Genomic DNA, 24,024 nt, shown 5'->3' on the forward strand with positions numbered 1-24,024 from the left:
TTATAATTTTAAAAGAACGATATTTTTTCATTTTGGGGTGGTCATATTGTGTCAAAATGCATGAATTCATGCATTTTTTATGCAAATGTACAGGAGAAGAGGATAGCCCATGCTGGATAAACGATACCAAGTGTTCATCTCAACCTCTGGGGCAGAAATGCAGCCGGAACGTATCATTTTGTCTCAAACATTAGTGGGTATGGGGTTCTTCTCTTGGGGACTGGAACAGCGTACGCCGCTGAATACTGCTTTTTCACGCCGCCAGATTGATGATTGTGACTATGTAGTGATTTTGCTAGGTAGTCAGTATGGGGAACAGTCTGTCTCGGGTGTCGGTTATATGCACCTCGAATACATCTATGCAGTGACCAAGCAAAAACCGATTATTGTGTTTATGCATGACGATCCGGCATCACGTGAAAGCTCATTACATGATACCAAGCCGGAATTACGGGAAAAGTTTAAGGAATTTCGTCAATTACTGCAGCAGGAAGTAGACCAGGTCTTTACTTATCGCAGCTTGCGCGATCTGGAAATGGCAGTACGTTTTAATATGCCGCAAATGCTGGAGCGTTATCCGGTGACCGGATGGGTGCGTCCGCAAAATACCCAGGCGCTGCATGACGAGATTGATCAGCTCAAGGCTAAAGTGAGCCAACTGGAGCGTGATGGTGGAACGGCGGAAATAGATCCGTTCCTGAGCCTGCCTAAAGTATCCATGCATGAAGTCTTTTCTTTTGAATACCGGATGCAGGCTTATCAGGATGGAAACTTTAAGGAAATTAAAGTTCAGAAGAAGCTGACTTGGGCGCAATTATTGGCCCTGCTGGGCTCTACCTTTGTGAACCCGACACCGGAAGAGTTTTTCTCCAAGCGGATGAATGAATATTTAAATGAAAACGGTCTGGAAGATGCACGGGCAGAAATGCCACGTGCACATGCCGTGGCTCGTGCCCAGATGAATATTCGTGCCTTGCATAGCTTGAAAATTCAGATGCGCCAGAATGACTGGATTGTGCCATCAGGTCGGGATGACCGCCAGCGCATGCTCTGGCAGATTACGCCGAAAGCTCAAAAATTACTGGACAGCAGTTTGCTGGATTTAGATCGTACTTTTCAATCTAAGTCAGTGTATTAATCCATATAGAGAATCAATCAAAAACTGTTAAAGTACAGGGGTTGATACCATGACGGATAAACTGAATGTCTTCTCCTGCTAAAGCTAAAGTGACGATTATATTGGCCAACTTGGGTACGCCAGATGCGCCCACGATTCCAGCAGTACGCCGTTTCCTGAAGCAGTTTTTGTCTGATCAGCGGGTGATTGAAATTCCGAAACCCATTTGGCAAATAATCCTGCGTTTATTCATTTTGCCATTTCGGCCTAAGCGGGTTTCACAGGCCTATGCACAGGTCTGGGGAGAGGATTCACCGATGCGTGAAATCCTGTTGCAGCAGGTCAATGCAGTCAAAACCCATTTGACCCCGCTCTATCCGCAGTTTGAGTTGAATGTGGTGCCAGCAATGACTTATGGCAATCCGAATATTCAGCAGGTTTTGGCCAGAGTGTCTGAACAGCCGCAGGACCATGTGATCTTATTTCCACTATTTCCCCAATATTCTGCTACTTCGACTGCACCTCTCTATGATGCCCTGGCAAAATGGGTGGTGAAGCAACGCAATTTGCCTGGTTTGAGCATCATTCGGGATTATTATCAACATCCTTTATTTATTCAGGCTCTGGCGCAAAGCGTGCGTGACTATCAGGTAGTGCATGGTCAGCCGGAAAAACTGTTAATGTCTTTTCATGGTATTCCGCAGCCTTATGCCGACAAAGGCGATCCTTATGCCGATCGTTGTCGTATTACCGGACAACTGGTTGCACAGGCGTTAGGTCTGAGTGCAGAGCAATATGCGATTAGCTTTCAGTCACGTTTTGGCAAACAGGAATGGATTAAGCCCTATACCGATGTTGTGCTGGAAGACTGGGCCAAACAGGGGGTGAAATCCGTGCAGGTGATGAGCCCGGCATTCTCGGCTGACTGTCTGGAAACGCTTGAGGAACTGGCCATAGAAAATGCCGAAACTTTTAAATCTCTGGGGGGAGGCAGTTATCGTTATATTCCTGCTTTAAATAGCCGTGAAGATCATTTGCGATTGCTGAACAGTTTGCTACAGGCTAATCTGGATGCATTGACACAAACGCTTGCTCATTAATTTTTCCGAGGTTTTTTGCCCTATGTTACAAGTCAAAATTGTTCCGGTTACTGCTTTTCAGCAAAACTGTTCGATCATTTGGGATACGGACACGAAAGAAGCCATTTTGATTGATGCAGGGGGCGAAGCTGAAAAACTCAAAGCTGAGGTCGAAGCTCTGGGCTTAACCGTGAAAGCTTTATGGCTGACCCATGGACATCTGGATCATGCAGGTGCAGTAGGCGCCTTGAAAAAGGCCTGGAATGTACCAGTAATTGGGCCACATAAGGAAGATGCTTTCTGGCTGGACATGATTCAAGAGGTTTCAGCGCGTTATGGTTTTCCGATTCCAGAAAAAGTTGAAGTGACACAATGGCTGGAAGGGGGGGAAATACTGAAGCTCGGTAATGAAGAATTTGAAGTGCGTTTCGCGCCAGGGCATACCCCGGGCCATGTGATGTTTTATAATAGCAATCATGCCCTGTTATGGACGGGCGATGTGCTGTTTAAAGGCTCGATTGGCCGTACGGATTTCCCGCGTGGCGATCATCAGCAGCTCTTGGATTCAATTCAGCGTGAATGTTTTAGCCTGCCGGATGAAACCCAGTTTATTTCAGGACATGGACCGATCAGCACCATTGGTTTTGAAAAGCAGCATAATCCCTTTGTTGCAGGCAAAGCGGGTTAAATATCGACGTGAATAAAAGACCAAGTATCCTTGGTCTTTTATTTTGAAAATGGATCACTGCTAAATTGACGAGTTTGCATGTGAATTAGCCAGGCCATAAAAGCAAAAAGTACACCCAGTACAATAAATAAGCTATCTTGTTGGAAAATACCGACTCCCAGAGAGAGAAGTGCCAGTAGACCCACCCCAACTAATATGACTTTTAAAATAATATAGCTCATATTATTGCTCTAAAAATAATGTGAAGATTTAGAGTAGAACAATAATGCTAAGGCACGATGAATGGTGTTAATTCGTGTTGGCTTTTCAGGGTGATTTTATAAACTTTATGTGATTTTTGGCTAATTTTCTACATAGTCTTCAGTTCAGAAATGTTTTTTTACTGTACAGAACTTCTAATCCTCAGAAGTGTCCGCCTGCGGTGCATCTTGAGTGGGCAAGCTATATTCTTCATTGGCCCATGCGCCCAGGTCAATCATCTTGCAGCGTTCTGAACAGAAAGGACGGAAATCATTCTCTTCCCAGGTCGTCAGTTTGCCACAGCGCGGACAGTTTAAAGTAGTGGGCATGAGATCAACTCCAAAGAAAAATAAAGCTTCGATTAGGCAAATATAGCCGCACTTGGTAGACTTATGCGGTTTTTATTAGTTTGATCTGATTATGCCGATTCGTCAATTTCAAGCACAGCGTATGCATGCACCCCGTGATTTTCAAAGCATCAGTCCTGAAGCGGTCTGCATCGAAGTCGGGGCGGGTAAAGGCAAACATGCTTTGTTATTTACCAAAACCCACCCCGATACTCAACTGATTGCGATTGAACGTACCCGCGAAAAATTCCTGGCCATGCAAAAACAGCACGGGATTGAAGGTCAGGCCAATTTACAGACCGTTCATGCCGATGCTTTGCCGTGGATCGTGCATGCATTGTATCCAGAGCAGGTAGAACAATTCTTTATTTTGTATCCAAATCCGGAACCGCATAATCCGGCGCAGCGCTGGGTCAATATGCCATTTTTTGAGTTTTTACTTTCCCGTTTAAAGACGGGTGGAACCATTACACTGGCCAGTAATATTCCTGCCTATATCGAAGAAGCAGAACAGCAGGCAGAACAACTGTGGAAATTACCTTTTATTAAAGAAGTTATTGCCCAGGATTCAGCACGCACCCATTTTGAAATTAAATATCTGGAACGTGGGGAATTGTGTCAGCAACTTATTATTACTAAACCTGAAGCTTATGTGACACGGTTTGATGATTTCCAGCCTTTGCAAGGGCAGAATGCTAGCATCGCGGAATAATCAGATGAGCAAACGTATTGCCATTGTTGGCGCTGGCCCTGCCGGGTTAATGGCCGCAGAAGTCCTTAGTCAGTTTGATTATGAGCTGCACGTCTATGAGCAAAAACCGTCTGCTGCACGTAAATTTTTGATGGCAGGCAAAACCGGCCTGAATATCTCTCATGCGGAACCGGTTGAGCAATTTGTGCAGCGTTATGATCAGGTGGACTGGTTGTCGCCATGGGTCAAACAGTGGGATGCTGTCTGGATTCAAAACTGGATGCAGGAACTCGGCATTGAGCCTTATATTGGTTCATCCGGTCGGGTATTTCCCACAGAGATGAAAGCTGCTCCCTTGCTGCGTGCCTGGCTCAAGCGCTTGGCCAGTCATGGCATCCAGTTTCATTACCGGCATAAAGTCAGCCGCCTGCATCAACAACAGCTTGAGCTGCACGATCTAAAAAATAATGAACTTCGCACTGAAAAATTTGATGCGATTATTTTGGCCTGTGGCGCAATATCCTGGTCAGAACTGGGCAGTGACGGCGCATGGCAAGCCTGGTTAAAACCCGATGAGATTGAAGTTTTTCAGGCCAGTAATGCCGGGGTGGAATATCCATGGTCCAAGTTCATGCAGCCAGTCTTTGGTCAGCCTTTAAAGCGTGTAGAAGCCTGGGTCGGGCAAGGTGAAAAAACCATGGGTGACATTGTGATCAGTCATTATGGGCTAGAAAGTGGTTTGATTTATAAGCAGGGAAGAGGTTTAGGCGAACAGCTAAAACAAAGTCAGCAAATGCAACTGAGTCTGGATTTATTTCCTGACCAAAGTGTGGGGCAATTGGCGAAAAAATTACAGCCGACTAAGAAGCAGTCTTTAAGCAATGTTTGGCGTAAAGCCGGATTGGATGGTGCCAAAGCGGCTTTGGTGCGTGAACTGGTGGCCAAGACTTGGTGGCAAGATGCTGCTGAATTAGCCAAGCAGATAAAACATTTGACCATTCCACTTACAGGCTTTCGTCCGATTGAAGAAGCGATTAGCTGTGCAGGTGGGGTCAAGCGTGAAGTGCTGTCGGAACAGCTCCAACTTAAATCCAATCCGTATGTATTTCTTTGTGGGGAAATGCTGGACTGGGATGCACCGACTGGAGGTTATCTGCTGACAGCCTGTTTTGCTACAGGCCGGGCGGCAGGTCAAGGGGTGCATCAGTTCCTAGAGGCCAGCTAAGTCATTTTATGCTGAGGGAGAAAAAGCCCTTATTCTGAAATGCAGACCAAGCCTGGACAGTATCATGCTTATTCAAGGTGCCTGTATGCACCCGTTGAGCTTAGATGTTCGCTGTGTATTTTAGTCAAGCTGGGTGCAAGCAATGAGCTCCATGGAATTAATTGGCTGGGCGGGCAGGTGCTGTGTTGGCATTCAGATCCGGATATTGCGAACGCCAGCGTTCTAGTTGCTCTTGCGCATGCAGATATTTCCCTAAACCTTTGACACTTTCACTGGCCTCATTCACTGTTTTGGTTTGAGTCTCAGGACTATTTACCAATTTGTCCTGATGTTGCCAATATTGATACATCATGCCCTGAATATAACGGCCCTGTTCGGTTTTCAGTTCTAAATCCTTCAGCATATTCAGGGCTGACTGTACATGATCGCGCTGGCGTTGCTGAATAAACTCCGGACTCAAGCTATCTTCATCACGCATGCTGTTTAATTCTTTTTCCAGCTCCGCACTCATTTCCTGAAAACGTTGCTCATAATCGGTCAGTACTGCAATATCATGTGGATCCTCAGTGGTTTTGGGGAAGTCTTTCAGCGGCTCGGTTTTCAGTTCCTGCATCACCTGATCTGAAGCCGTACTGTCTGCAGCCGGTTCGGTACTTTCTGATGTTTTCTGGTCACATGCCATGAGCAGCATGACTGCTGCAAACAGGGCAGTGCGTGTCATTCCTGATATTTTATGCATGATTGACTCCTGTTTTTAATTAGTTTTTTTAAATACGTATATATGAGTAATATAAGGAAAATCAATCATTTCCTCTATACCTTTGGCTGTATAGTCCCAGATAATCTGTTCAAACTGTTGTTTGAGCTGTGCTTGCCGGGATGCTGGCATGGCTGCAATAAAGCTGGTCGAGAGTAGCCGTTTTGATACCACCTGCTCCACACTGCCCTGTTGTTGCCGAGTCATGCTGATTTCTGCATACGGCTGAAACAGGGTTTGTTGTTCAAATACCTTGCGCCACGCTCCGCTATGATAACGCGGGGTATCACCTTCTAATGGGGCGATACACTCTGCCAGTGCCTGAACCCAGGCTACCCGGGTATCCCGCTGATTCCAGACCAGAACCAGATAAGCATCGGGTTTGAGGACTCGGTTGAGTTCCTGTAAGGTCTCTGCATTCGCAAACCAGTGAAATGACTGTGCACAAAATACCGCATTCAGGCTATGATCAGGCAAGGGGAGTTGATGGCTCAGGCCTTCAACAGCCTCAATGTCCGGATGGGCCAGTTTTAATTGTGCCAGCATTTCCGCAACCGGATCGACAGCGATGATGTTTTTACTGAGCGGGCGTAAATAAGGAATAAACTTGCCGGTCCCACTGCCCAAATCCAAAAGACGCGCATCGACAGGCAAAGTCAAAGTATCGGCCAGCCACTGACTGATCTCTGCCGGATAATCGGGACGCACTTGCTGATACAGCTCGGCAGATGCACTAAAACCCCGTTTTGCTGCCGGATGTAATGATTGTGTCATATTTTGCGCTTTTTAATCTTTTTGATCGATATAAAATAGCATATTCACTTTTTTGACAGCATTCATTGATTGAATTGTTGTGGAAGGGTTCGATTTACCAGCACGGGAAAGTTATGGACAAGCAGATTGTTTTTGAAGATGAGCATATACGCGCGATTTTTATGCCGGGGTCATCTTCAGAATTGATTTTTTCATTTGGCGATTTGATTACCCGTGCCAAGGGCCTCAACATCAATGCAGAAAAGTCGCTACAGAAATTTGAATTCAATGTTCTGGGTATTATGCCCAAGCACAAATCCTGGTTCCCGCAAGGTTCCATGTGGAACATGTTAGAGGCAGTGGCTGAACTGATTGCGCCGTTTCAGCAGCGGGTTGCCTATGGCGGCTCGATGGGTGGCTATGCCGCGATCAAGTATTCCTGCGCCTTAGGCGTGCAGCGCGTGGTGGCGATGGTGCCGCAATATTCGATCAATCCGGATGATGTACACGATGCCCGCTACAATATGTTCTATCAACCAGAGCTGAATGCAGGAATGCGGGTTGAAGCCGAAGATATCGATAGCACGTGCGAATATATTATTGTTTATGATCCGTATTGTGCCGAAGACCGTGCGCATTATCTGAAATTACAGGCCCTGATTCCGCAGCATCATGTGCTGCATTTGCCATTTACCGGACATGATGCCATTGCCGTTCTGGCCAGTTCCGAATTGCTGTATGACTTTTTGGTACATGATTACGAACCGAGTTATTTTTACCAGAAAATGCGTCGGGTCAAGAAAAACAGCAAGTTCTATTATCGCAAAGTCATTGAAAATGTCTTGCCACGCCATCGTATGGCCTTGGGGCGTATCCTGAAAAATAATGATCTGCAACTGGATAATCAGTTTTTTGATGCCAGCCAGAAACAGGTGATCTTAAGAGAATTATTGCGAAATAAACAGGTCGATCAGCATGACCTGCTCAAGCTCGGCATTCATGTCAATTTGCCGCAGGAAAATCGTCAGTTGCTTCTGGATCAATATGGACATGGTCTGGTATTTAATGTCATCAGTCATAAAATCGAAAGTTATGCAGAAGGCGCGATTGCCCTGAACCATAAATTCCTGATTCCGATTTATGCCAAAGGCAATGGCCTATTGAGCATCAGCTTGAATGATGAGCGTTATCTGGTGGTGATGAATGACCGGCATGTCATGAAACTGATCAAGGAGCAGGATGAACTCAGTCTGGGCATGCACCCGATTCTCATGAAACGTTATAGCGATTATTATATGTTCAGCTATAAGCACTTGAATTTAAGTACCAATGAGTATGGCGCTGCGGCCTTTATCGATGAAAGTGACAAAAATACGCAGTTTGTGACGCACAATGAGATAAACTAGCTTTATTTTTTAATAAAAAACAATTACTTGACATGTGATTGGCTAGGCATAATATAGAGATAGGCGGTACAAATAATATCCACCCGTACTGCTCCCGATAGTTGAAACGAACCAGGGGGTCTCTATATGATGCAATCTGCCCAGATGATACAAGTCTGTTTCATGGTCGGTTTAGCGCTGCCCAATCTGGCACATGCAGAAAGTGTACATCCAGCCGTGATTATGATGAGTGCATCGATTATTTTCATGATCATTCTGGCGGTGTATGTGATCTATAAAATCCGGCGTTCATTGCGCAATCATCTCGATAAACCGCTAGATTAAGATTGGCAGAGCGGAAACTGCTTGAAAAGCCTCAATGACTTGTTTTAAATGATAAAGATCAATGGTTCAACAGGATTGAGGGAACAGCCATGAAAGCCGTTTATTTAGACTATGCTTCTCTAGACCAACAGGATTTGGACTTTCAGGCACTGCATGCAGCCTTTGATCCGCTTGTGTTGTATCCAACGACTTCGGCTGCCGAGATTGCTTCCCGCGTGGCCGAGGTTGAGGTCATTATTAGCAATAAAGTACTGATTGATGCTGCGACCATTCAGCAATCTCCTGAACTGAAACTGATCCTGATTTCTGCGACCGGCAGCAATAATGTCGATCTGGCTGCGGCCAAAGCACGCGGCATTGTGGTCTGTAACTGTCAGGCCTATGGTACTTCTGCGGTTGCGCAACATACTTTAATGTTAATGCTCAATCTGGCCACTTCATTTCTGTCTTATCAACGTGCGCTACAACAAGGCCAGTGGCAAAAATCTTCACAATTCTGTTTGCTGGATGCGCCAATTGTCGAGCTGGCCGGAAAAACACTGGGCATTGTCGGTTATGGTGAACTGGGCCATGCGGTGGCGAAACTGGCTGAAGCTTTTGGCATGAAAGTTCTCATTGCGGCGCTGCCAAACCGTCCAGCAGATGCATCCCGTGTACCATTTACCGAGTTGCTTGCTCAAGTTGATTTTCTCAGTCTGCATTGTCCACTTACTGAAGACACTCGACATTTGATCAGTCATGCTGAACTCGAAGCGATGAAGCCAAGCGCATTTTTAATTAACTGTGCGCGTGGTGGTATTGTCGATGAAGCAGCCTTGGCGCAGGCGCTGCGTGAGGGTCAGATTGCTGGTGCAGCGACTGATGTCTTAACGGTGGAGCCACCGAAAGAAGGCAATGTCCTACTCGATGCAACAATCCCAAACCTGATTGTGACGCCGCATAATGCATGGGGCAGTGTTGATGCACGGCAGCGCATTGTGAATCAGATGGTCGAAAATATTGAAGCTTTTAAAAATGGCCAGCCGATACGGCAGGTGAATTGATTTTTAACCCTTCTCTTGAAGTGAATATTTTTTGCTGAAAGATAAATAAAAAGCCCATGACGGGCTTTTCTTATAAATCAGTCACTGCATAACTGGTGGCAGTGCCGGAACCGGATTGAGGCTGCATCTGCGGTGTTGTGGTTTGCTGAGGCGCAGAGGATTCACTCAAAGGCTGTTGCACAATCGGTGCTGCTTGTTGAGGGTTGGCGCGCCACACTTCTTTGGTTTGCTGGATTTTCTGATTGGTTTGTTGGGCTGCTTGCGTAGCTCCCTGATCGACTTTTTGTGCGGTTTCTGAAGCCGCTGCCTTGGTATTTCCCCAAGCACGATCTACACCTGGTTTGACTTTGGCAATGCCTTTTTCAGTCACTTCACCGACTTTTTCTGCGGTATTGATGACGCCTTCCTGAGCTTTATAGGCAAAGACATGCAAAAGATTTGGATTGGTGCCATATGGCGCAATAGGTTTGCTGGTTTGTGCTTCTGATTCGGTTGCAGCTTGTGTCAATACCGGAATGCAGATTAAAAATGCAGTGCCGAGAATAATAGATTTTTTCATCATCATAATGTGATCGACCTCGAAGTAGTCAAATAGCGATCTTTTGTTTGATTTTGAGTGTAGCGGATAATTTCACGAAAACAATGAAGAACTGATGGATTCGCTAGCGCTTCCAAGAAGTACAATTTAGCTTTTTTGTAATGAAAGACGGCGCGGTGAGATATGAAACCGGTTTTTATTTATTTTAGATAAAGAATTGCCCCATTTTCTGAATAAAAACAGGGCAGGATGCTTAGTCACATTGAGTTAATGCATCTTTGGCAAAGTGATGGCGGAGTGAAATAAAGTTTTTTTGTACATTTTTGGCATGTAGATCAAACTTTTGTGCAGTGCTGGTGCCGTCGCGCTGGAAAGTTGCTGAACCTGCATCCATCAGGGTAAGGCCTTTAAATGACCATTGTTCAACGACACGGTTATTGCCAAGATCGCCGGTAAATTCAATCACGCATTTGTCGAGGAACTTGGTCAGTTTTGCCTTGTTGTTGGTGGTTTCTGGAGATACTTCGAGGTTTTGTACTTCCTGTAAGACGCCAACTTCAAGCTGCGGGATTTTTGGTGCAGATGTACAAGCTGTAACTGCGATACTCGCAAGACCCGTCAAAATAAGAGCTTTAAATTTCATATGATTCTTTCTTGTTGAGTGTTGTTAGGTTGAGTATAGGCAATTCAGATGAAATTGCCTATGATTTGAAAACTAATTTTAAAGAATACTCTACCCGTATAGATATAAGTATGGATCATCTACTAGACTCATCTACTAGACTCTTTAGATCAAATAGAAAATTTAGAAAATCAGCTGCGTAATTATATTAATTGTGGAGTTCTTCATTACCAATTATTAAATGATAAGCACAGATGGTGGATGCTATGCAGTGCTTTAGATGTGTTAGGAGACACATCCTTAGCCTTTAAGGATTATCTGCAAACGGAGTTTCCTAAAGAAACAGGGCTTAAATACATTCATTGCTATGGAATTTTACAATGTTTCATTCTTCAACAAGATAGCTTGAAGCATCTATATGAAGTATTCAAAGTTCAATGGGAAGCAAATAGTGAGTTGAAAAAGATCCGTAAGGTTCGGAATGCTTCGATTGGGCACACAATCCTAAATAATGAAGGAGGAAGAAGCGAAAAAGATAAGGATGAATTTAATAATTTTATTTCTCGTATCACAATTAATAAATCTGGTTTTGACTTGTTGAGATATTCTAAAAAGAAAGAAGATACAGTTTATGAAGAAATTTCTATTTATGAGTTACTCAAGAAGCAATTAGATGAAGCAATTGTTCTCTTGAGAAGACTGAATAAAGAAATAATTATTATGGAAAATGAAGTTAAAAAGAAATTTGAAAATGAAAAATTAGTTGGCTTGTTGCCAATTTCTTATTGGTTTGAAAAAATTCATAGTATTTATGATGAGCAGAATAAACTATTTGCTTATACAGCTTTAGATAATATCCAGAGAGAATATTTAGCGTTAAAACAATCTTTAGAAAATCGATTATTACATGGTGAATATTGGTTTAATGAAATTGAAGATTATCTAGTTGCAATCGAGTTAATGAGAAAAGCAATGCGGAGCAATGATGAACGAGCTGGACGAATATATAATTTTTATCTTAATGAAAAAAATGACTATTTCAAAAGCTTAATGGCTGAAATTGATGAAAAGTATGAAATAAAAAACCCGCTTTAAAGCGGGTTTTTTATTAAATCGGAACTTAGTGCTGTAACACTGAAATATCAGCGACTTTCGTAAACAAATCACGCAGCTGAGCAAGCATACGTAAACGGTTTGCTTTAAGGTCTGCATCATCAGCCATCACCATTACACCGTCAAAGAACGCATCGACTGGCGCACGAAGTGCAGCTAAAGCTGAAAGTGCAGCAGTGTAGTCTTTGGCAGCAAATAACGGCTCAACCACAGGTGTAATTTTCGCAAGTTCAGCGAACAATGCTTTTTCAGCATCTTCAACCAGGTTTGCTTCAACAATTTCACCTTCAGGTGCAGCTTCTTTTGCAAGAATATTGGCAACACGCTTGTTGGCAGCAGCAAGGGCAGCAGCTTCAGGCAAGGCACGGAAGTGATTTACTGCATTGACACGCTTGTCAAAATCAAGTGGTGACTTTGGCGACAAGGCTTGAACAGCTTGAATCACATCAACTGCAACGCCTTGGTCTTCGTATTTGGCACGGTAACGACCTTCTAAGAATGCAACAGCATCATTTAAAGTCTTGTCGTGATCTTTCAATACATCGCCATAAGCAGCTAAAGCAAGTTTGATCAAATCTTCAATTGATACATCAAGTTCATTTTCAGTGACTAGACGTAAAATACCAATCGCAGAACGACGCAGTGCAAACGGGTCTTTAGAGCCTGTAGGCGCTTGACCAATACCAAAAATACCCGTCAAAGTATCTAAACGATCCGCAAGGGCAATGGTTGTACCTGTTTTGGTTTTCGGTAAAACGTCACCCGCGAATTTAGGTAAATACTGCTCGCCTAAAGACTCAGCAACTTCATCATTTTCGCCTTCAAGACGTGCGTAGTAAGTCCCCGCGATCCCTTGAAGTTCAGGGAACTCACCCACAAGTTCAGAGGTTAAATCACATTTTGCAAGAAGCGCTGCTTTTTCAGCATCGGCAGCATTTGCATCTGTAATTGGCGCTAAAGCCACAGCCAATTTTGCAATACGTTCAGACTTGTTCCAAAGCGTGCCCAATTCTGCTTGGAACACCATGTTCGCCAATTTCTCTTTACGCGATGCAAGCGGTTGCTTTTGATCTTGCAGGAAGAAGAATTCAGCATCCGACAAACGTGGACGAACCACTTTCTCGTTACCTTCAATAATTTGTGTTGGGTCTTTCGACTCAATGTTCGACACCGTAATGAAGTACGGTTGCAGTTTATTGTCAGCATTCACTAAACAGAAGTACTTTTGGTTGTCCTGCATGGTGGTAATTAATGCTTCTTGCGGAACAGCAAGGAAGCGTTCTTCAAAGCTGGCACGAAGCGCAACAGGCCATTCAACCAATGCTGTTACTTCGTCACGAAGGTCACTTGGTACAATTGCAATGGCATTGACTTCATCAGCCAACGCTTTCACTTGTTGGTCGATAATGGCTTGACGTTCTTCAAAAGAAGCCACAACATGCGCTGCTTTTAATTTCGCTAAGTATTCGTCAGCATGCGTTAAAGTGATTGCTTCAGGTGCATGGAAACGATGACCGAAAGTCACGTTAGCTGCTTTGTGATCTTGAATGGTTGCATCAACAATGTCGTTGTCTTTAAGCAATACCACCCATTTCACAGGACGTACAAATTCAGTACGGCTCGCCGCAGAACGCATGCGTTTTGCAATTGGCAGGTTGTCTAATGCATTTTGTAAAATTTGTGGTAAAAGTGCATCAAGGCTTTGGCCTTTGACATCTTTTAGGTAGCACACTTTTTCAACTTTACCGGCTTGGAAAGTCGATACTTGATCAACCGTGATGCCTTGACCACGCATAAAGCCTTCAAGCGCTTTAGTCGGGTTGCCTTCCGCATCAAATGCTGCTTGCTTTGCAGGGCCGTCGAAACGCTTTTGTGTATCTGCTTGCGCGCCGTCAACATTTGTAATTTTTAATGCCAAACGACGTGGTGCTGCATAGGCTTCGATAGAATCAAAAGCAAGACCAGCATCTTTTAAGCCTTTTACGGTTTCTGCTTGCAATGCATCACGTAATTTTTTAAGGCTTTTCGGTGGAAGTTCTTCACAGCCTAATTCGAACAAAACGGTATGTTTAGACATTATTTGCTCTCCTTAGATTCAACTTTTGCTTCCGCTTCAACTTGTGCTTTTAACTGCGCTAACACTTCATCACGAAGCTCAGGTTCTGCCATAGGGAAGCCCAATTTCGCACGCGCTGCTACATAGCTATTTGCAATGGCACGTGCCAAAGTACGCACACGTAAAATATAACGTTGACGTTCAGTCACCGAAATCGCGCCACGCGCGTCTAATAAGTTAAAGCAGTGTGATGCTTTAATCACTTGCTCATAAGCAGGCAATGGCAGTTCAGCTTCGATTAAACGTGTTGCTTCAGCTTCGTAGAAATCGAACAACTCAAACATTTTTTCAACGTTTGCATATTCAAAGTTATAAGTTGACTGCTCAACTTCATTTTGATGGAACACATCGCCATAGGTCACAGTACCGAACTGACCTTTGGTCCAAACTAAATCGTAAACCGAGTCTACACCTTGCAAGTACATGGCAAGACGCTCAAGACCGTAGGTGATTTCGCCTGTTACCGGGTAGCATTCAACACCGCCCACTTGCTGGAAATAAGTAAACTGCGTCACTTCCATACCGTTGAGCCAGACTTCCCAGCCTAGACCCCAAGCGCCGAGTGTTGGAGATTCCCAGTTGTCTTCGACAAAACGAATGTCGTGTACCAGTGGGTCGATCCCAATCGCTTTAAGCGAGTCAAGGTAGAGCTGTTGGATGTTGTCCGGGTTTGGCTTCAGTACCACCTGGAATTGGTAATAATGTTGCAGACGGTTGGGGTTTTCGCCATAACGGCCATCTTTCGGACGACGTGACGGCTGAACGTAGGCTGCGTTCCAGGTTTCAGGCCCTAAAGCACGAAGGAAAGTCGCTGTATGGAATGTTCCTGCGCCCATTTCCATGTCGTAAGGCTGTAAAATTACACAGCCTTGCTCCGCCCAGTAAGTTTGTAAGGCAAGAATTAAGCCTTGGAAGGTATCAATATGCGATATGGCGCGACTCATGGTCATCCACTTAAAATTAGAGAAAAATTGTGCTCAATTATAAGGACTTTGCAGGGGAGTGGCAAAGGGTTAATGTGTGGAACCTTTTTTGAAAAAATCCAGAATACCTTTAAACAAGAAGAGTCATCTATGCATCTGTCGTGATTTCAGCTTTACTGGCCGATTGAGGCTAACTTAAAAATCAAGAATAAATCAGATATATGGCATCCGATTAACCGGAGCATTATAAAGCTCAACTGATCTTATACGATTAGCATCCTAAAATTAGTTTAATATTCACACAATATAATAATGCTTAAAAATAAGGAAATTCATGACCACTTATCAAATTCAATGTCATTTAAAATATAAGGTTGTCCAGACCACAGAATTTGTTTTTCTGATTCAGGCGGCACATCATTCCGATCAAACTATTCTTGAACAACAACTGACATTTAATATGCCTGTCGTATGGCGTGAATTCCAGGATTTAAATCATCAAAATCGTTATATACGTCTGCATGTCCAACCTTGTGATGTCTTTGAAGTGCATTATAACGCGACAGTTGAACGTCATCCGGTGATCAATGCAGATGCGCAGCATAATCTGAATGAAGTGCTGATTCCGGATTTGCCTGATGCGGTGCTGCCTTATTTGCTGGCCAGCCGTTACTGTAATTCGGATTTATTTGCAGAAATGGCCAATCGGTCCTTTGGCTGGATGACGCCGGGTTATGCGCGGGTCAAAGCGATTGAACAATGGATTTATAACAATATATTTTATGTTTCTGGCAGCACGGATCAGTTTAGTACTGCAACAGATGTGCTCATCCATCGGGCGGGCGTCTGTCGTGACTTTGCTCATTTAGGTATTGCGCTGTGTCGTGCTTTAGGCATTCCAGCACGCATGGTGGTCGGTTATGTCGAAATCGAAAAGTTTTTACCCGATTTTCACGCCATTTTTGAAGCTTATTTAGAGGGTGGGTGGGTACTGTTTGATCCGACCCGTTTGGCGCCTGTAGAAAATTTAATTCGGATTGGCACTGGCATCGATGCCGGAGATGTGGCATTTTCGACCTTCTATGGTGAGGTCGAGCTGATTAAAATCGAGCCGATTATTCGATCTGAATCAGATGAAAATCCGCTATCAAAGCCCACTGAAATTACTGCAAAATAACATGATTTTAAACAGTTTTATCAGCTTCATTGTAAGTCACGATGTTGTTGGAATATGCATGAAGTATAAAGCCTCAGCCCTTCAAAACCATTTTGATGATGAGCAATCATGCCGACATTTTTTTTCTAAAAAGTAGGCATACCTGCAGCATTAAAAGATATAAAACAAATATACCTTTAAGGCTGCTTGGTTCTATAATGCGGAAAATCGATAAAAAGTAAATCAGGTAGACTGTGTTTCACTCAAATCTAGACTGGCTCAATACCTTAAAACCAAACTTCAAAGTCCTTCCGCTCAAAGACCGTCTGTTATGCGGCATCGGTGCCCTGATCGGCTTGGCCGTATCCTCATTGCTGAGTTTGTGGATTCTGGGTGATTTTAAGGCCTGGTATATTGCACCGATGGGGGCGTCTTCGGTGTTGCTGTTTGCAGTGCCGGCCAGTCCTCTGGCACAGCCCTGGAATATTATGGTGGGGAATACCATTGCGGCTGTGGTCGGCGTAACCTGCGCATTATTCATGGCCAATCCGACTGAAGCTTTTAGTGTCGCCGTCGCTCTGTCGATTATGCTGATGATGACCACAGATTCCTTGCATCCCCCGAGTGGTGCGGTCGCGATTACTGCGGTCTTGGGCGGAAATGCGGTACATGATCTGGGCTATGCCTTTGTGTTTTATCCGGTGCTCTTAAATTCACTGCTGCTGATGATCATCGCCATTGTATTTAACCGCATGATTGGCAAGAGCTATCCGCAGCAGGCGCAACTGAATACCCGTTCTAAAGATCCAACCCCGACCCAGAAAGTTACCATTCAGCCGCAGGATATTCAGGACGTGCTAGACCAGCAAACAGAATTGCTGGATATCAGTGAATATGACCTGCAAAAGATTATTCTGGAAGCACAGGATATTGCCAATGCGCGGGCGGTGCATGAATTTACTTGTCAGGATATTATGACCAAAGATGTGGTCACGCTGCATGAAAATGACAATATTCATCATGCGCTGGACAAGTTTAAACAGATGAACCTGATGAGCCTGCCCGTGGTCAATGCAGAAGAAAAACTGGTCGGCACTTTGGCCATGTATGACGTGGTGGAATGGTTTAAGCGTGCTTCGGATATTCGCAGCAGTTGGGAAGATCAGGTCAGGCATATTATGAGCTTAAAAGTCGTCACGGTGCAGCCGACCCAGCCGATTCAGGATCTGGTGCCTTATTTTGTTGAACGTTCTTTTAATTATATTCCGGTGGTCAGTCAACAACAGCTGGTGGGAATTATCAGTCGTGCCGATATCATTGCTGCACTGAATCAGGAACTCAATCAACTTAAGATCAAAAGCAGAACTGAATAAGATGATTTTAGAGAAATTATCTGAGTTTAATGCATCTGCTTTGAGCAAGGATTTTGCTTAAAAAGCAGCGATACTTGCCAATAAAAAAGCACGCCAAAACGTGCTTTTTTATTGGACTTGGTTTAGAGGAAGAACCAGTAAATAAACAGTGAAATAATAAAGATACACATAATATTCAGTACAAAACCGACTTTCATCATTTCGCTTTGCTGGATATGACCGGTTCCAAAAACAATCGCATTGGGCGGGGTAGCTACCGGCAGCATAAAGGCACATGAGGCACCAATACCAATGACAATCACCAGAATTTCTTTGGGCATGCCCATCTGATCCGCAATTGCGGCAAATACTGGTACCAGCAGGGCAGCCGAAGCGGTATTACTGGTAAATTCAGTCAGGAAGATAATAAAAGTGGCGACTACAAAAATAATCATCAGCGGGGAGGCATCACCAAAGGCATTGGCCAGAGTTTGCCCCAGTACCAGCGAACTGCCTGAATCCTTCAGAATGGCACTCAAGGTCAGACCACCACCAAATAGGTACAAGACCCCCCAGTCGGTATTTTCTGCAATCTGTTTCCAGCTTGCGGTACCTAGAATTACCACCATACAGGCAGCCGAAATTGCAATCCAGGTATCCGGCTGAGAAATACCAAAAATTTCGGTGAATTTTTTACTGAAAATCCAGGCAATTGCAGTACAGAGAAAGAGGATCATGGTGGCTATACGGGTGCCGGTCCAGGGAATATCTTCGGTCACAAATTGTACTTTGTGATTTAGTTTTGGACGTAGTACCAGATATAAACTGACTAGCATGGCGGGGAGAATAATGAACATCATCGGCAAGCCGATTTTCATCCAGTCGGCAAAATCATAGCCGAGTGCCTTGGCGGCAATGGCATTCGGAGGGGAACCGACCATGGTGCCCAGCCCGCCAATACTGGCCGAATAGGCAATGCCGAGCAGGATAAAGACAAAAGTTTTACGATCCTTGCTGACATCCAGATGTGAAAGCAAGCCTAAGGCCAAAGGCAGCATCATGGCAGCAGTGGCCGTATTGGAAATCCACATGGACAGCAGCGCCGTCACCACAAAAATCGCCAGTACAGAAATACCCAAATGCCCACCAGACATGGAGATAATCCACATGGCAATTTTCCGGTCCAGCTTCTGGATATGCAATGCCGTTGCCAGCGCAAAACCACCAAAAAACAGGAAAATGACAGGATCGGCAAAAGTGGCCAAAGCGGCTTGTGTGGTGATGGGAACCAGTCCCCCGTCAGAGGCCATTGGCATGGCGAGTAACACCGCCATCACTGGAACTAAAAGTGCGGTAATGGTGATATGAATCGCTTCAGTCAGCCAGAGAATACCGATAAAAGCCAGCAGAGCCAGACCCTTATTGGCATTCTGGTCATAGGGCAGATAAAGATAGAGGCTATAGGCCACAATAGCTGCAACAACAATAAGGATCCAGCCTTTGAGCAGCCCTTTAGGCATCGCATTGGTTGGGGTGGCTAGATTGGTCTGAGTCATATGCTCTCCTTGCAAGGTTTTTATTTACGTCATTTTTTTATATCAGCTTTGAATTTGTAATTTTGCTTTGTTTAAAAAATACCCTATTTAAAGATACTATAACCAGATTGTTGCAATAATCCAGCACTTTGCCAAAGTGCATAGAGGCCAAGAAGTAAAAGCAGGCCAAGTACCATACGTTTAAAATGCTGCTGAGATAAACGGTGGCGTATTTTTCCTCCAATCCAGACGCCAGCAAGTGCAAATAAGCTTATCCCGATCAGAATATGCTGTTGGGGGACTTCAAATGCAATCAGAAGGGGAAAGAGCCAAACCAGCTGAATCAGTTTACTGGCAATAAAATTGAGATTGCTGATAATGACGATGTCGGTTTTAGACAGCTGGCAGCTCATCAGATACATCATCAGAAAAGGTGCCATGGCATTGGTGGCGCCTCCAATGATGCCGGCCAGCAAACCAAAATACAGCATACTGGAAACATGAGAACTGACTTGCAGCGGCCGTGTTCTTAGCTGGTCGAGTACATAGAACACCATCACCAGACCCAGCAATAATTTTAGAATCCCTTCATTCAACCAGAATAATAACTGAACTCCGAGCATGCTTCCCAGCAGGCTACTCAGGATTAAGGGCCAATAACGTTTGAGATAATAGCCCATACTGCTGAACAGGCCATGCTGTGGATCGGCATTGAGCATAATCAGGTTAAGCAGCAGGCAGGGCAGAATCACAAGCGTCACTGCCATACTCAGCGGATATTCACTGGACAGAACGGCTGTACTCATCATGGGAAAGCCGAATCCGCTTAAACCATGCAGCAGTGCAGCTAAGGCACAGAGCCAGAGCATCATCCATTCTGCCTGAGTCATCTGACATCCATTTCAAACATTGGAATATTGAATTTATCGCTAATTGAGCTAAAAGATAAAGTAAAAAGCTGTCATACAGCATAGAAATAACAAAAATATAGGCAAAAAAAAGCCACGATAATCTAGGGGAATTATCGTGGCATCAAAATCTCACCCCATTAGACTGGGTGAAGGAGGAAGCACTTCAATACATCTTGCTATAAATTAGGATGCAGATTAATAGCGTTTATCCTGATTGACGGTGCGCACAGGATTTTGATAGCCCTGAACTTGCTGAACCTTGTCCTGTTCAATGCTGTACTGCTTTTTTGGCATGATTAACCACAGAACCAGATAGACCAGAATACCCGGAAATGCAGCACTCATGACCGAAATCACCACAAAGATAAGGCGTAATAAATTTGCGTTCCAACCAAAACGTTCAGCAATACCACCCATCACACCTGCAATCATGTTTGAGCGGTTAGAGCGATATAAACCAACATTGGCCATTAAAATCTCCTGATTAAAAATAGGGTTGAATCCTAAAACAGATCCATACTTCAAAAATGGAGTTGGATCAAAATTTTTAAAGTGCTGATTGCAAATAAATTCGTTAAGTAATGTTAATAAAGATTAAATCCAGCTCTAAGAGCCACTAACATAGTGAAAATTCTATTGAACTCTTGTGTAAAGTTCATTGGCTTGCAATGTGCTCTGTACGTGCTGTGTTTCCTAATTTAGGTATGCTTTAAAATGAAATTGGATGTATCAAGTTGTACATTAAGCAGTTTTTTTAAATTCGGCCTAATGTTGGGGGGGATGGGTATACTACAGGCTTGTGATCGCCATCAAGTCAAGCCTGAGCAGGAGCTTCAGGCAGAATCAGGACAGGAGGGGGTGAAAATTTCCGCTGCGAATGCACAGCCTGATGTCGTGCCGGTGAGTGCAAAATCTTTAACTCAGGTAGCAGGGCAAGCTACCCTTCGGGCAGAAACCGAGTCAAATCTGGCCGTCGTACCAGATTATGCCAAAGATTTTATCGGCCGCTATTATACCGAGATCGACTGTGATGGTAACTTTGCGCCCTGCAATGAGGGTAAGGCAGAATTTATTTTGACCTTAATGCCGGATGGTACGGTGCATCGCAGCATTTTGCAGTATGGCAAAGTGTTTATTGATAATGCCAAAAGTAGCACTGCCAGCAATATCACCTATCGCAAAGACCGTTGGTTTATCAATCCGGAGCGTACCGAGGTGGTGGTGAGTCGCAAAGAAGGGGCGAGCTTTTATTATACGATTAAGGATTCGAACCATCTGGTGATGAATCTGGACAAAATCTATAGTGAAAAGGAAAGAATCAATCGTGAATTATTTGATCGCGGCTATCCTGCACCCTCTAAAGCTTATGAACTGGTAAAAGACACCACATTTGATATTAGAAAATAATGCGATAAGAAACGGCGCTGCTCTTTTTTTTAGAATTGGATTAAAGAAAACTATTTATAACTGTTTAAAAATCAAAACAAGTTTTGAAGACAAATCAGCCTAAAATCCAAGCGTGAACATATAATAGCAGCTGATAGAAAGCAAATGAAAATAGTGTAGGGGATGTTTCAGAAAACATTCTAAGCAAAGAATGGTGGGCCGTCCGCGACTCGAACGCGGGACCAATGGATTAAAAGTCCACTGCTCTACCAACTGAGCTAACGGCCCATTCTGGGTAATCAAAATGAATTTGATTGAGATTTCTAAAACTGATGTTTTAGAATGATGGTGGGCCGTCCGCGACTCGAACGCGGGACCAATGGATTAAAAGTCCACTGCTCTACCAACTGAGCTAACGGCCCATCAAGGGATATCAAAGAAATGGTGGGCCGTCCGCGACTCGAACGCGGGACCAATGGATTAAAAGTCCACTGCTCTACCAACTGAGCTAACGGCCCTGAACCGGCATTCAAACTAGGTTTGAATGTATAGTGCAAGTCAAGCTAAATAGCTTAAAGCACCACTTTGTTTGATGGAGCGTATTGTAGCAAGATCTCATTTCAGCGCAAGCAAAAAATAACAAAGTTGCCCATGTTTGATTATAAATAGAACAATTGTGCTTTATCTAAACAAAAAATAGGCAACTTCAGTACTTAGAAGCGATATTGGTAGGCCTGAATGTTGGCAAAAATCTCTGCTGTGAGCTCAGAATAGGCCGTTGCACCTGGTAAGAGAACCAACAGGCGTTCATCGGTTTTATTCGGATCGAATGCTTGCTCTTTCAACCTGTTTTTCTGGTATTTAAAGGTGCCTGTCGTTTCGACTTGCTGCTGGATACGTAAAAACACCGGAACGGCATAAGCAGGCAAGCACTGTTTAAAGGTGCTGACCATCTGTTGCAGGTCTTCTTGATCCAGTTGCATGTCTGGTTTTAAGGTCAGCGCTGCCATCCCGGCACGACCATTGGTATTTGGAATTTCAACGCCATAGACCACGGCTTCAACAATTTTGTCATACTCGGTGAGCATATTTTCGACTTCGGTGGTCGAGACATTTTCACCTTTCCAGCGGAAAGTATCACCTAAGCGGTCGACAAACTGGGCATGACGAAAGCCGATATTACGTACCAGATCGCCCGTATTGAAATAAGCATCACCTTTGCCAAATACATCCTGCATGATCACGGACTTGTTTTTTTCTGGGTCGGTATAACCATCAAAGGGTGAGCGACGGGTAATTTTACCAATCAGTAAACCAGTTTCACCTTTTTTCACCCGTTTGCAGTGACCCTTGTTATCCCGAACCGGTTCATTTTTATCTTTATCAAAGGCAATAATGGCATAGGGTGTCGGGGAGAAACCGACGGTATTATCAAAATTGAAAATATTGCTAAAACCGACATTGCCTTCACTGGACGCATACAATTCCAGCACTTCCTGAATCCCAAAACGGGATTTGAACTTGTCCCAGATATTCGGGCGCATGCCATTTCCAATCATTCGGGTGACCCGATGGTCTTTTTCCAGTTCAGAGGGAGGGGCATCCATCAGATAGCGGCACAACTCACCGACATAGCCAATTGCAGATGCATCAAATTTCTTTACATCTTTCCAGAAGGAGGAGGTCGAGAATTTACGTCGAATCGCAAGCGTTCCTGCACCTGCAATCACACCACACCAGCACACCACCATGCCTGTGGCATGATAAAGCGGCAGGGTGCAGTACATCACATCATCTTTCTTCAGGTTTAGCACATGGCCATAGGTGCCATAAGCCAGCGTCCAGCGCCCGTTGGTAAAGATGACTGCCTTAGGCAGGCCGGTGGTGCCCGACGTATAAATGTAGAACAGCCCATCTTTGCCTTGCACCGAATGGGTGGTCGGTGGATTGAATTTCGGGGAGAGATCGATTTTTTCAGCCAGATTGATAAAGCCTGCAGGCGCCTGACCCGGATCGGCTTGAGTATTTTGGTCGGCAAACCAATGCAGGCGATCACTGCTAATATTGAGGTCATCGCGAATCTCGTTGACCGCGTTCTGGCACTCTTCACCGACAATCACCGCAATTGGTTTGACCAGGTTGATACTGTGGGTCAGCACCTTACCCACTTGCGAGGTATTGACCAGTGCCGTGGTGACACCAAGTTTGGCCAGACCGAGTACGCTGGCAATCAGTTCAGGGCGGTTCTCGACCATCAGCGCCACGACATCACCTTTTTTGGCACCCAAGGAAAGATAAAAATGTGCAATCTGGTTGGCCCAGGCATTAAGAGCGGTATAACTATAGCTTTGATCTTCAAAACGCAAAGCGATACCTTCAGGATTGCGCTGTGAAGCTTTTTCAAAAGCCAGACCCAGACCGGCCGGTGTATTCGGAGTACGTAAATAAGCCTGTCTTAGCCCAGTCAGCAAATTAGGCACTTTGATTAAGAAGGCCGGGATTTTGGCAGCGACATCTGCAATACCAATAAGATCGTGCGGTTTCATTTGGGTCATGAGAATCCTATTTGTTTTTCGTATCCGATAGGTTTAATTTATATACAGTAGACAAGCTATCCATCTTTTAACGTTAAAAAGCTAGTGCAATCTACCTATTTTGACCAAATCTAGCAAAAAAAACCTAGTCATCGAAATGACTAGGTT

24 protein-coding genes and 3 tRNA genes are annotated in these 24,024 nt (G+C 44.3%); 12 read left to right on the top strand and 15 right to left on the bottom strand.

Features of this window, described 5'->3' with window-relative positions:
• The first annotated feature begins 109 nt into the window (after window positions 1–109).
• The 3 genes from FTU42_RS01305 to FTU42_RS01315 all read left to right on the top strand — a co-directional run bounded on the left by FTU42_RS01305 (window position 110) and on the right by FTU42_RS01315 (window position 2,884).
• Window positions 110–1,138, top strand: coding sequence for a DUF4062 domain-containing protein (locus tag FTU42_RS01305; protein WP_005095369.1), 1,029 nt, complete (start codon window positions 110–112; stop codon window positions 1,136–1,138).
• A gap of 65 nt (window positions 1,139–1,203) precedes the next feature.
• Window positions 1,204–2,217 (top strand): ferrochelatase, encoded by a 1,014-nt coding sequence (gene hemH, locus FTU42_RS01310; RefSeq protein ID WP_180074975.1) that lies wholly within the window; start codon window positions 1,204–1,206, stop codon window positions 2,215–2,217.
• Window positions 2,218–2,239: 22 nt separating this feature from the next.
• A complete protein-coding gene (locus FTU42_RS01315; protein WP_180001392.1) occupies window positions 2,240–2,884 on the top strand; it encodes an MBL fold metallo-hydrolase in 645 nt (214 codons plus the stop codon).
• A gap of 38 nt (window positions 2,885–2,922) precedes the next feature.
• Here FTU42_RS01315 and FTU42_RS01320 read toward each other — a convergent pair whose 3' ends face one another.
• Entirely contained in the window at window positions 2,923–3,105 is a 183-nt protein-coding gene (locus tag FTU42_RS01320) for a hypothetical protein (protein ID WP_005095373.1), read from the bottom strand.
• Between the two features lie 174 nt (window positions 3,106–3,279).
• Entirely contained in the window at window positions 3,280–3,453 is a 174-nt protein-coding gene (locus FTU42_RS01325; protein ID WP_005095374.1) for a DNA gyrase inhibitor YacG, read from the bottom strand.
• A gap of 85 nt (window positions 3,454–3,538) precedes the next feature.
• Between FTU42_RS01325 and FTU42_RS01330 the strand changes: the two genes are divergently transcribed.
• A complete protein-coding gene (locus FTU42_RS01330) occupies window positions 3,539–4,183 on the top strand; it encodes an SAM-dependent methyltransferase (RefSeq protein ID WP_171063366.1) in 645 nt (214 codons plus the stop codon).
• A 4-nt stretch (window positions 4,184–4,187) separates the two neighbouring features.
• On the top strand, window positions 4,188–5,387 hold the full coding sequence (locus tag FTU42_RS01335; protein ID WP_159138694.1) for a TIGR03862 family flavoprotein: 1,200 nt from the start codon (window positions 4,188–4,190) through the stop codon (window positions 5,385–5,387).
• 157 nt (window positions 5,388–5,544) lie between these two features.
• On the opposite strand, the gene FTU42_RS01340 is transcribed toward FTU42_RS01335, so the two are convergent.
• On the bottom strand, window positions 5,545–6,126 hold the full coding sequence (locus FTU42_RS01340) for a hypothetical protein (protein ID WP_159138695.1): 582 nt from the start codon (window positions 6,124–6,126) through the stop codon (window positions 5,545–5,547).
• Window positions 6,127–6,141: 15 nt separating this feature from the next.
• On the bottom strand, window positions 6,142–6,918 hold the full coding sequence (locus FTU42_RS01345; RefSeq protein ID WP_074383957.1) for a class I SAM-dependent methyltransferase: 777 nt from the start codon (window positions 6,916–6,918) through the stop codon (window positions 6,142–6,144).
• A gap of 113 nt (window positions 6,919–7,031) precedes the next feature.
• Between FTU42_RS01345 and FTU42_RS01350 the strand changes: the two genes are divergently transcribed.
• The 3 genes from FTU42_RS01350 (at window position 7,032) to FTU42_RS01360 (ending at window position 9,670) form a co-directional block, all read left to right on the top strand.
• Complete coding sequence (locus tag FTU42_RS01350) at window positions 7,032–8,303, top strand: hypothetical protein (protein ID WP_159138696.1); 1,272 nt, start codon at window positions 7,032–7,034, stop codon at window positions 8,301–8,303.
• A gap of 126 nt (window positions 8,304–8,429) precedes the next feature.
• On the top strand, window positions 8,430–8,627 hold the full coding sequence (locus FTU42_RS01355) for a hypothetical protein (protein ID WP_005172920.1): 198 nt from the start codon (window positions 8,430–8,432) through the stop codon (window positions 8,625–8,627).
• An 89-nt stretch (window positions 8,628–8,716) separates the two neighbouring features.
• Window positions 8,717–9,670 (top strand): 2-hydroxyacid dehydrogenase, encoded by a 954-nt coding sequence (locus FTU42_RS01360; protein ID WP_159138697.1) that lies wholly within the window; start codon window positions 8,717–8,719, stop codon window positions 9,668–9,670.
• Between the two features lie 70 nt (window positions 9,671–9,740).
• Here the strand turns inward: FTU42_RS01360 and FTU42_RS01365 are convergent, their stop codons facing one another.
• Together FTU42_RS01365 and FTU42_RS01370 are read right to left on the bottom strand one after the other, a co-directional pair.
• Window positions 9,741–10,235, bottom strand: a complete 495-nt coding sequence (locus FTU42_RS01365) for a hypothetical protein (RefSeq protein ID WP_159138698.1) — start codon at window positions 10,233–10,235, stop codon at window positions 9,741–9,743.
• Window positions 10,236–10,461: 226 nt separating this feature from the next.
• On the bottom strand, window positions 10,462–10,851 hold the full coding sequence (locus FTU42_RS01370; RefSeq protein ID WP_005095392.1) for a hypothetical protein: 390 nt from the start codon (window positions 10,849–10,851) through the stop codon (window positions 10,462–10,464).
• 240 nt (window positions 10,852–11,091) lie between these two features.
• On the opposite strand from FTU42_RS01370, the gene FTU42_RS01375 reads away from it, so the two are divergent.
• Complete coding sequence (locus FTU42_RS01375) at window positions 11,092–11,925, top strand: hypothetical protein (RefSeq protein WP_180074976.1); 834 nt, start codon at window positions 11,092–11,094, stop codon at window positions 11,923–11,925.
• A 25-nt stretch (window positions 11,926–11,950) separates the two neighbouring features.
• Here FTU42_RS01375 and glyS read toward each other — a convergent pair whose 3' ends face one another.
• Together glyS and glyQ are read right to left on the bottom strand one after the other, a co-directional pair.
• The gene (gene glyS / locus FTU42_RS01380) at window positions 11,951–14,020 is read right to left on the bottom strand and encodes a glycine--tRNA ligase subunit beta (protein WP_159138793.1); all 2,070 of its coding nucleotides are present in this window, start codon (window positions 14,018–14,020) and stop codon (window positions 11,951–11,953) included.
• Window positions 14,020–15,003, bottom strand: coding sequence for a glycine--tRNA ligase subunit alpha (glyQ, locus tag FTU42_RS01385; RefSeq protein ID WP_005095400.1), 984 nt, complete (start codon window positions 15,001–15,003; stop codon window positions 14,020–14,022). The genes glyS and glyQ overlap by 1 nt, the downstream gene beginning before the upstream one ends.
• Before the next feature lie 313 nt (window positions 15,004–15,316).
• On the opposite strand from glyQ, the gene FTU42_RS01390 reads away from it, so the two are divergent.
• Together FTU42_RS01390 and FTU42_RS01395 are read left to right on the top strand one after the other, a co-directional pair.
• The gene (locus FTU42_RS01390) at window positions 15,317–16,159 is read left to right on the top strand and encodes a transglutaminase family protein (protein ID WP_005172908.1); all 843 of its coding nucleotides are present in this window, start codon (window positions 15,317–15,319) and stop codon (window positions 16,157–16,159) included.
• A 233-nt stretch (window positions 16,160–16,392) separates the two neighbouring features.
• Entirely contained in the window at window positions 16,393–17,511 is a 1,119-nt protein-coding gene (locus FTU42_RS01395; RefSeq protein WP_005095404.1) for an HPP family protein, read from the top strand.
• A gap of 122 nt (window positions 17,512–17,633) precedes the next feature.
• Here FTU42_RS01395 and FTU42_RS01400 read toward each other — a convergent pair whose 3' ends face one another.
• The 3 genes from FTU42_RS01400 to FTU42_RS01410 form a co-directional block, all read right to left on the bottom strand.
• The gene (locus FTU42_RS01400; RefSeq protein ID WP_005172903.1) at window positions 17,634–19,046 is read right to left on the bottom strand and encodes a DASS family sodium-coupled anion symporter; all 1,413 of its coding nucleotides are present in this window, start codon (window positions 19,044–19,046) and stop codon (window positions 17,634–17,636) included.
• 83 nt (window positions 19,047–19,129) lie between these two features.
• Complete coding sequence (locus FTU42_RS01405) at window positions 19,130–19,915, bottom strand: sulfite exporter TauE/SafE family protein (protein WP_159138791.1); 786 nt, start codon at window positions 19,913–19,915, stop codon at window positions 19,130–19,132.
• A gap of 216 nt (window positions 19,916–20,131) precedes the next feature.
• Window positions 20,132–20,407 carry a PspC domain-containing protein gene (locus FTU42_RS01410; RefSeq protein ID WP_005095409.1) on the bottom strand — a complete coding sequence of 92 codons (276 nt, stop codon included), beginning with the start codon at window positions 20,405–20,407 and terminating at the stop codon, window positions 20,132–20,134.
• A 243-nt stretch (window positions 20,408–20,650) separates the two neighbouring features.
• Here FTU42_RS01410 and FTU42_RS01415 point away from each other — a divergent pair, with 243 nt between their 5' ends.
• A complete protein-coding gene (locus FTU42_RS01415; RefSeq protein ID WP_005172899.1) occupies window positions 20,651–21,343 on the top strand; it encodes a hypothetical protein in 693 nt (230 codons plus the stop codon).
• Between the two features lie 191 nt (window positions 21,344–21,534).
• Here FTU42_RS01415 and FTU42_RS01420 read toward each other — a convergent pair.
• The 4 genes from FTU42_RS01420 to FTU42_RS01435 all read right to left on the bottom strand — a co-directional run bounded on the left by FTU42_RS01420 (window position 21,535) and on the right by FTU42_RS01435 (window position 23,877).
• A tRNA-Lys gene (locus FTU42_RS01420) sits at window positions 21,535–21,610 on the bottom strand.
• 58 nt (window positions 21,611–21,668) lie between these two features.
• A tRNA-Lys gene (locus FTU42_RS01425) sits at window positions 21,669–21,744 on the bottom strand.
• A gap of 20 nt (window positions 21,745–21,764) precedes the next feature.
• A tRNA-Lys gene (locus FTU42_RS01430) sits at window positions 21,765–21,840 on the bottom strand.
• A gap of 195 nt (window positions 21,841–22,035) precedes the next feature.
• Window positions 22,036–23,877: a long-chain-acyl-CoA synthetase gene (locus tag FTU42_RS01435; protein WP_180082916.1), complete on the bottom strand. Its 1,842-nt coding sequence runs from the start codon at window positions 23,875–23,877 to the stop codon at window positions 22,036–22,038.
• Window positions 23,878–24,024 lie beyond the last annotated feature (147 nt).

The organism is Acinetobacter sp. YH12102 (assembly GCF_013419125.1).
Lineage (GTDB): Bacteria > Pseudomonadota > Gammaproteobacteria > Pseudomonadales > Moraxellaceae > Acinetobacter > Acinetobacter pseudolwoffii.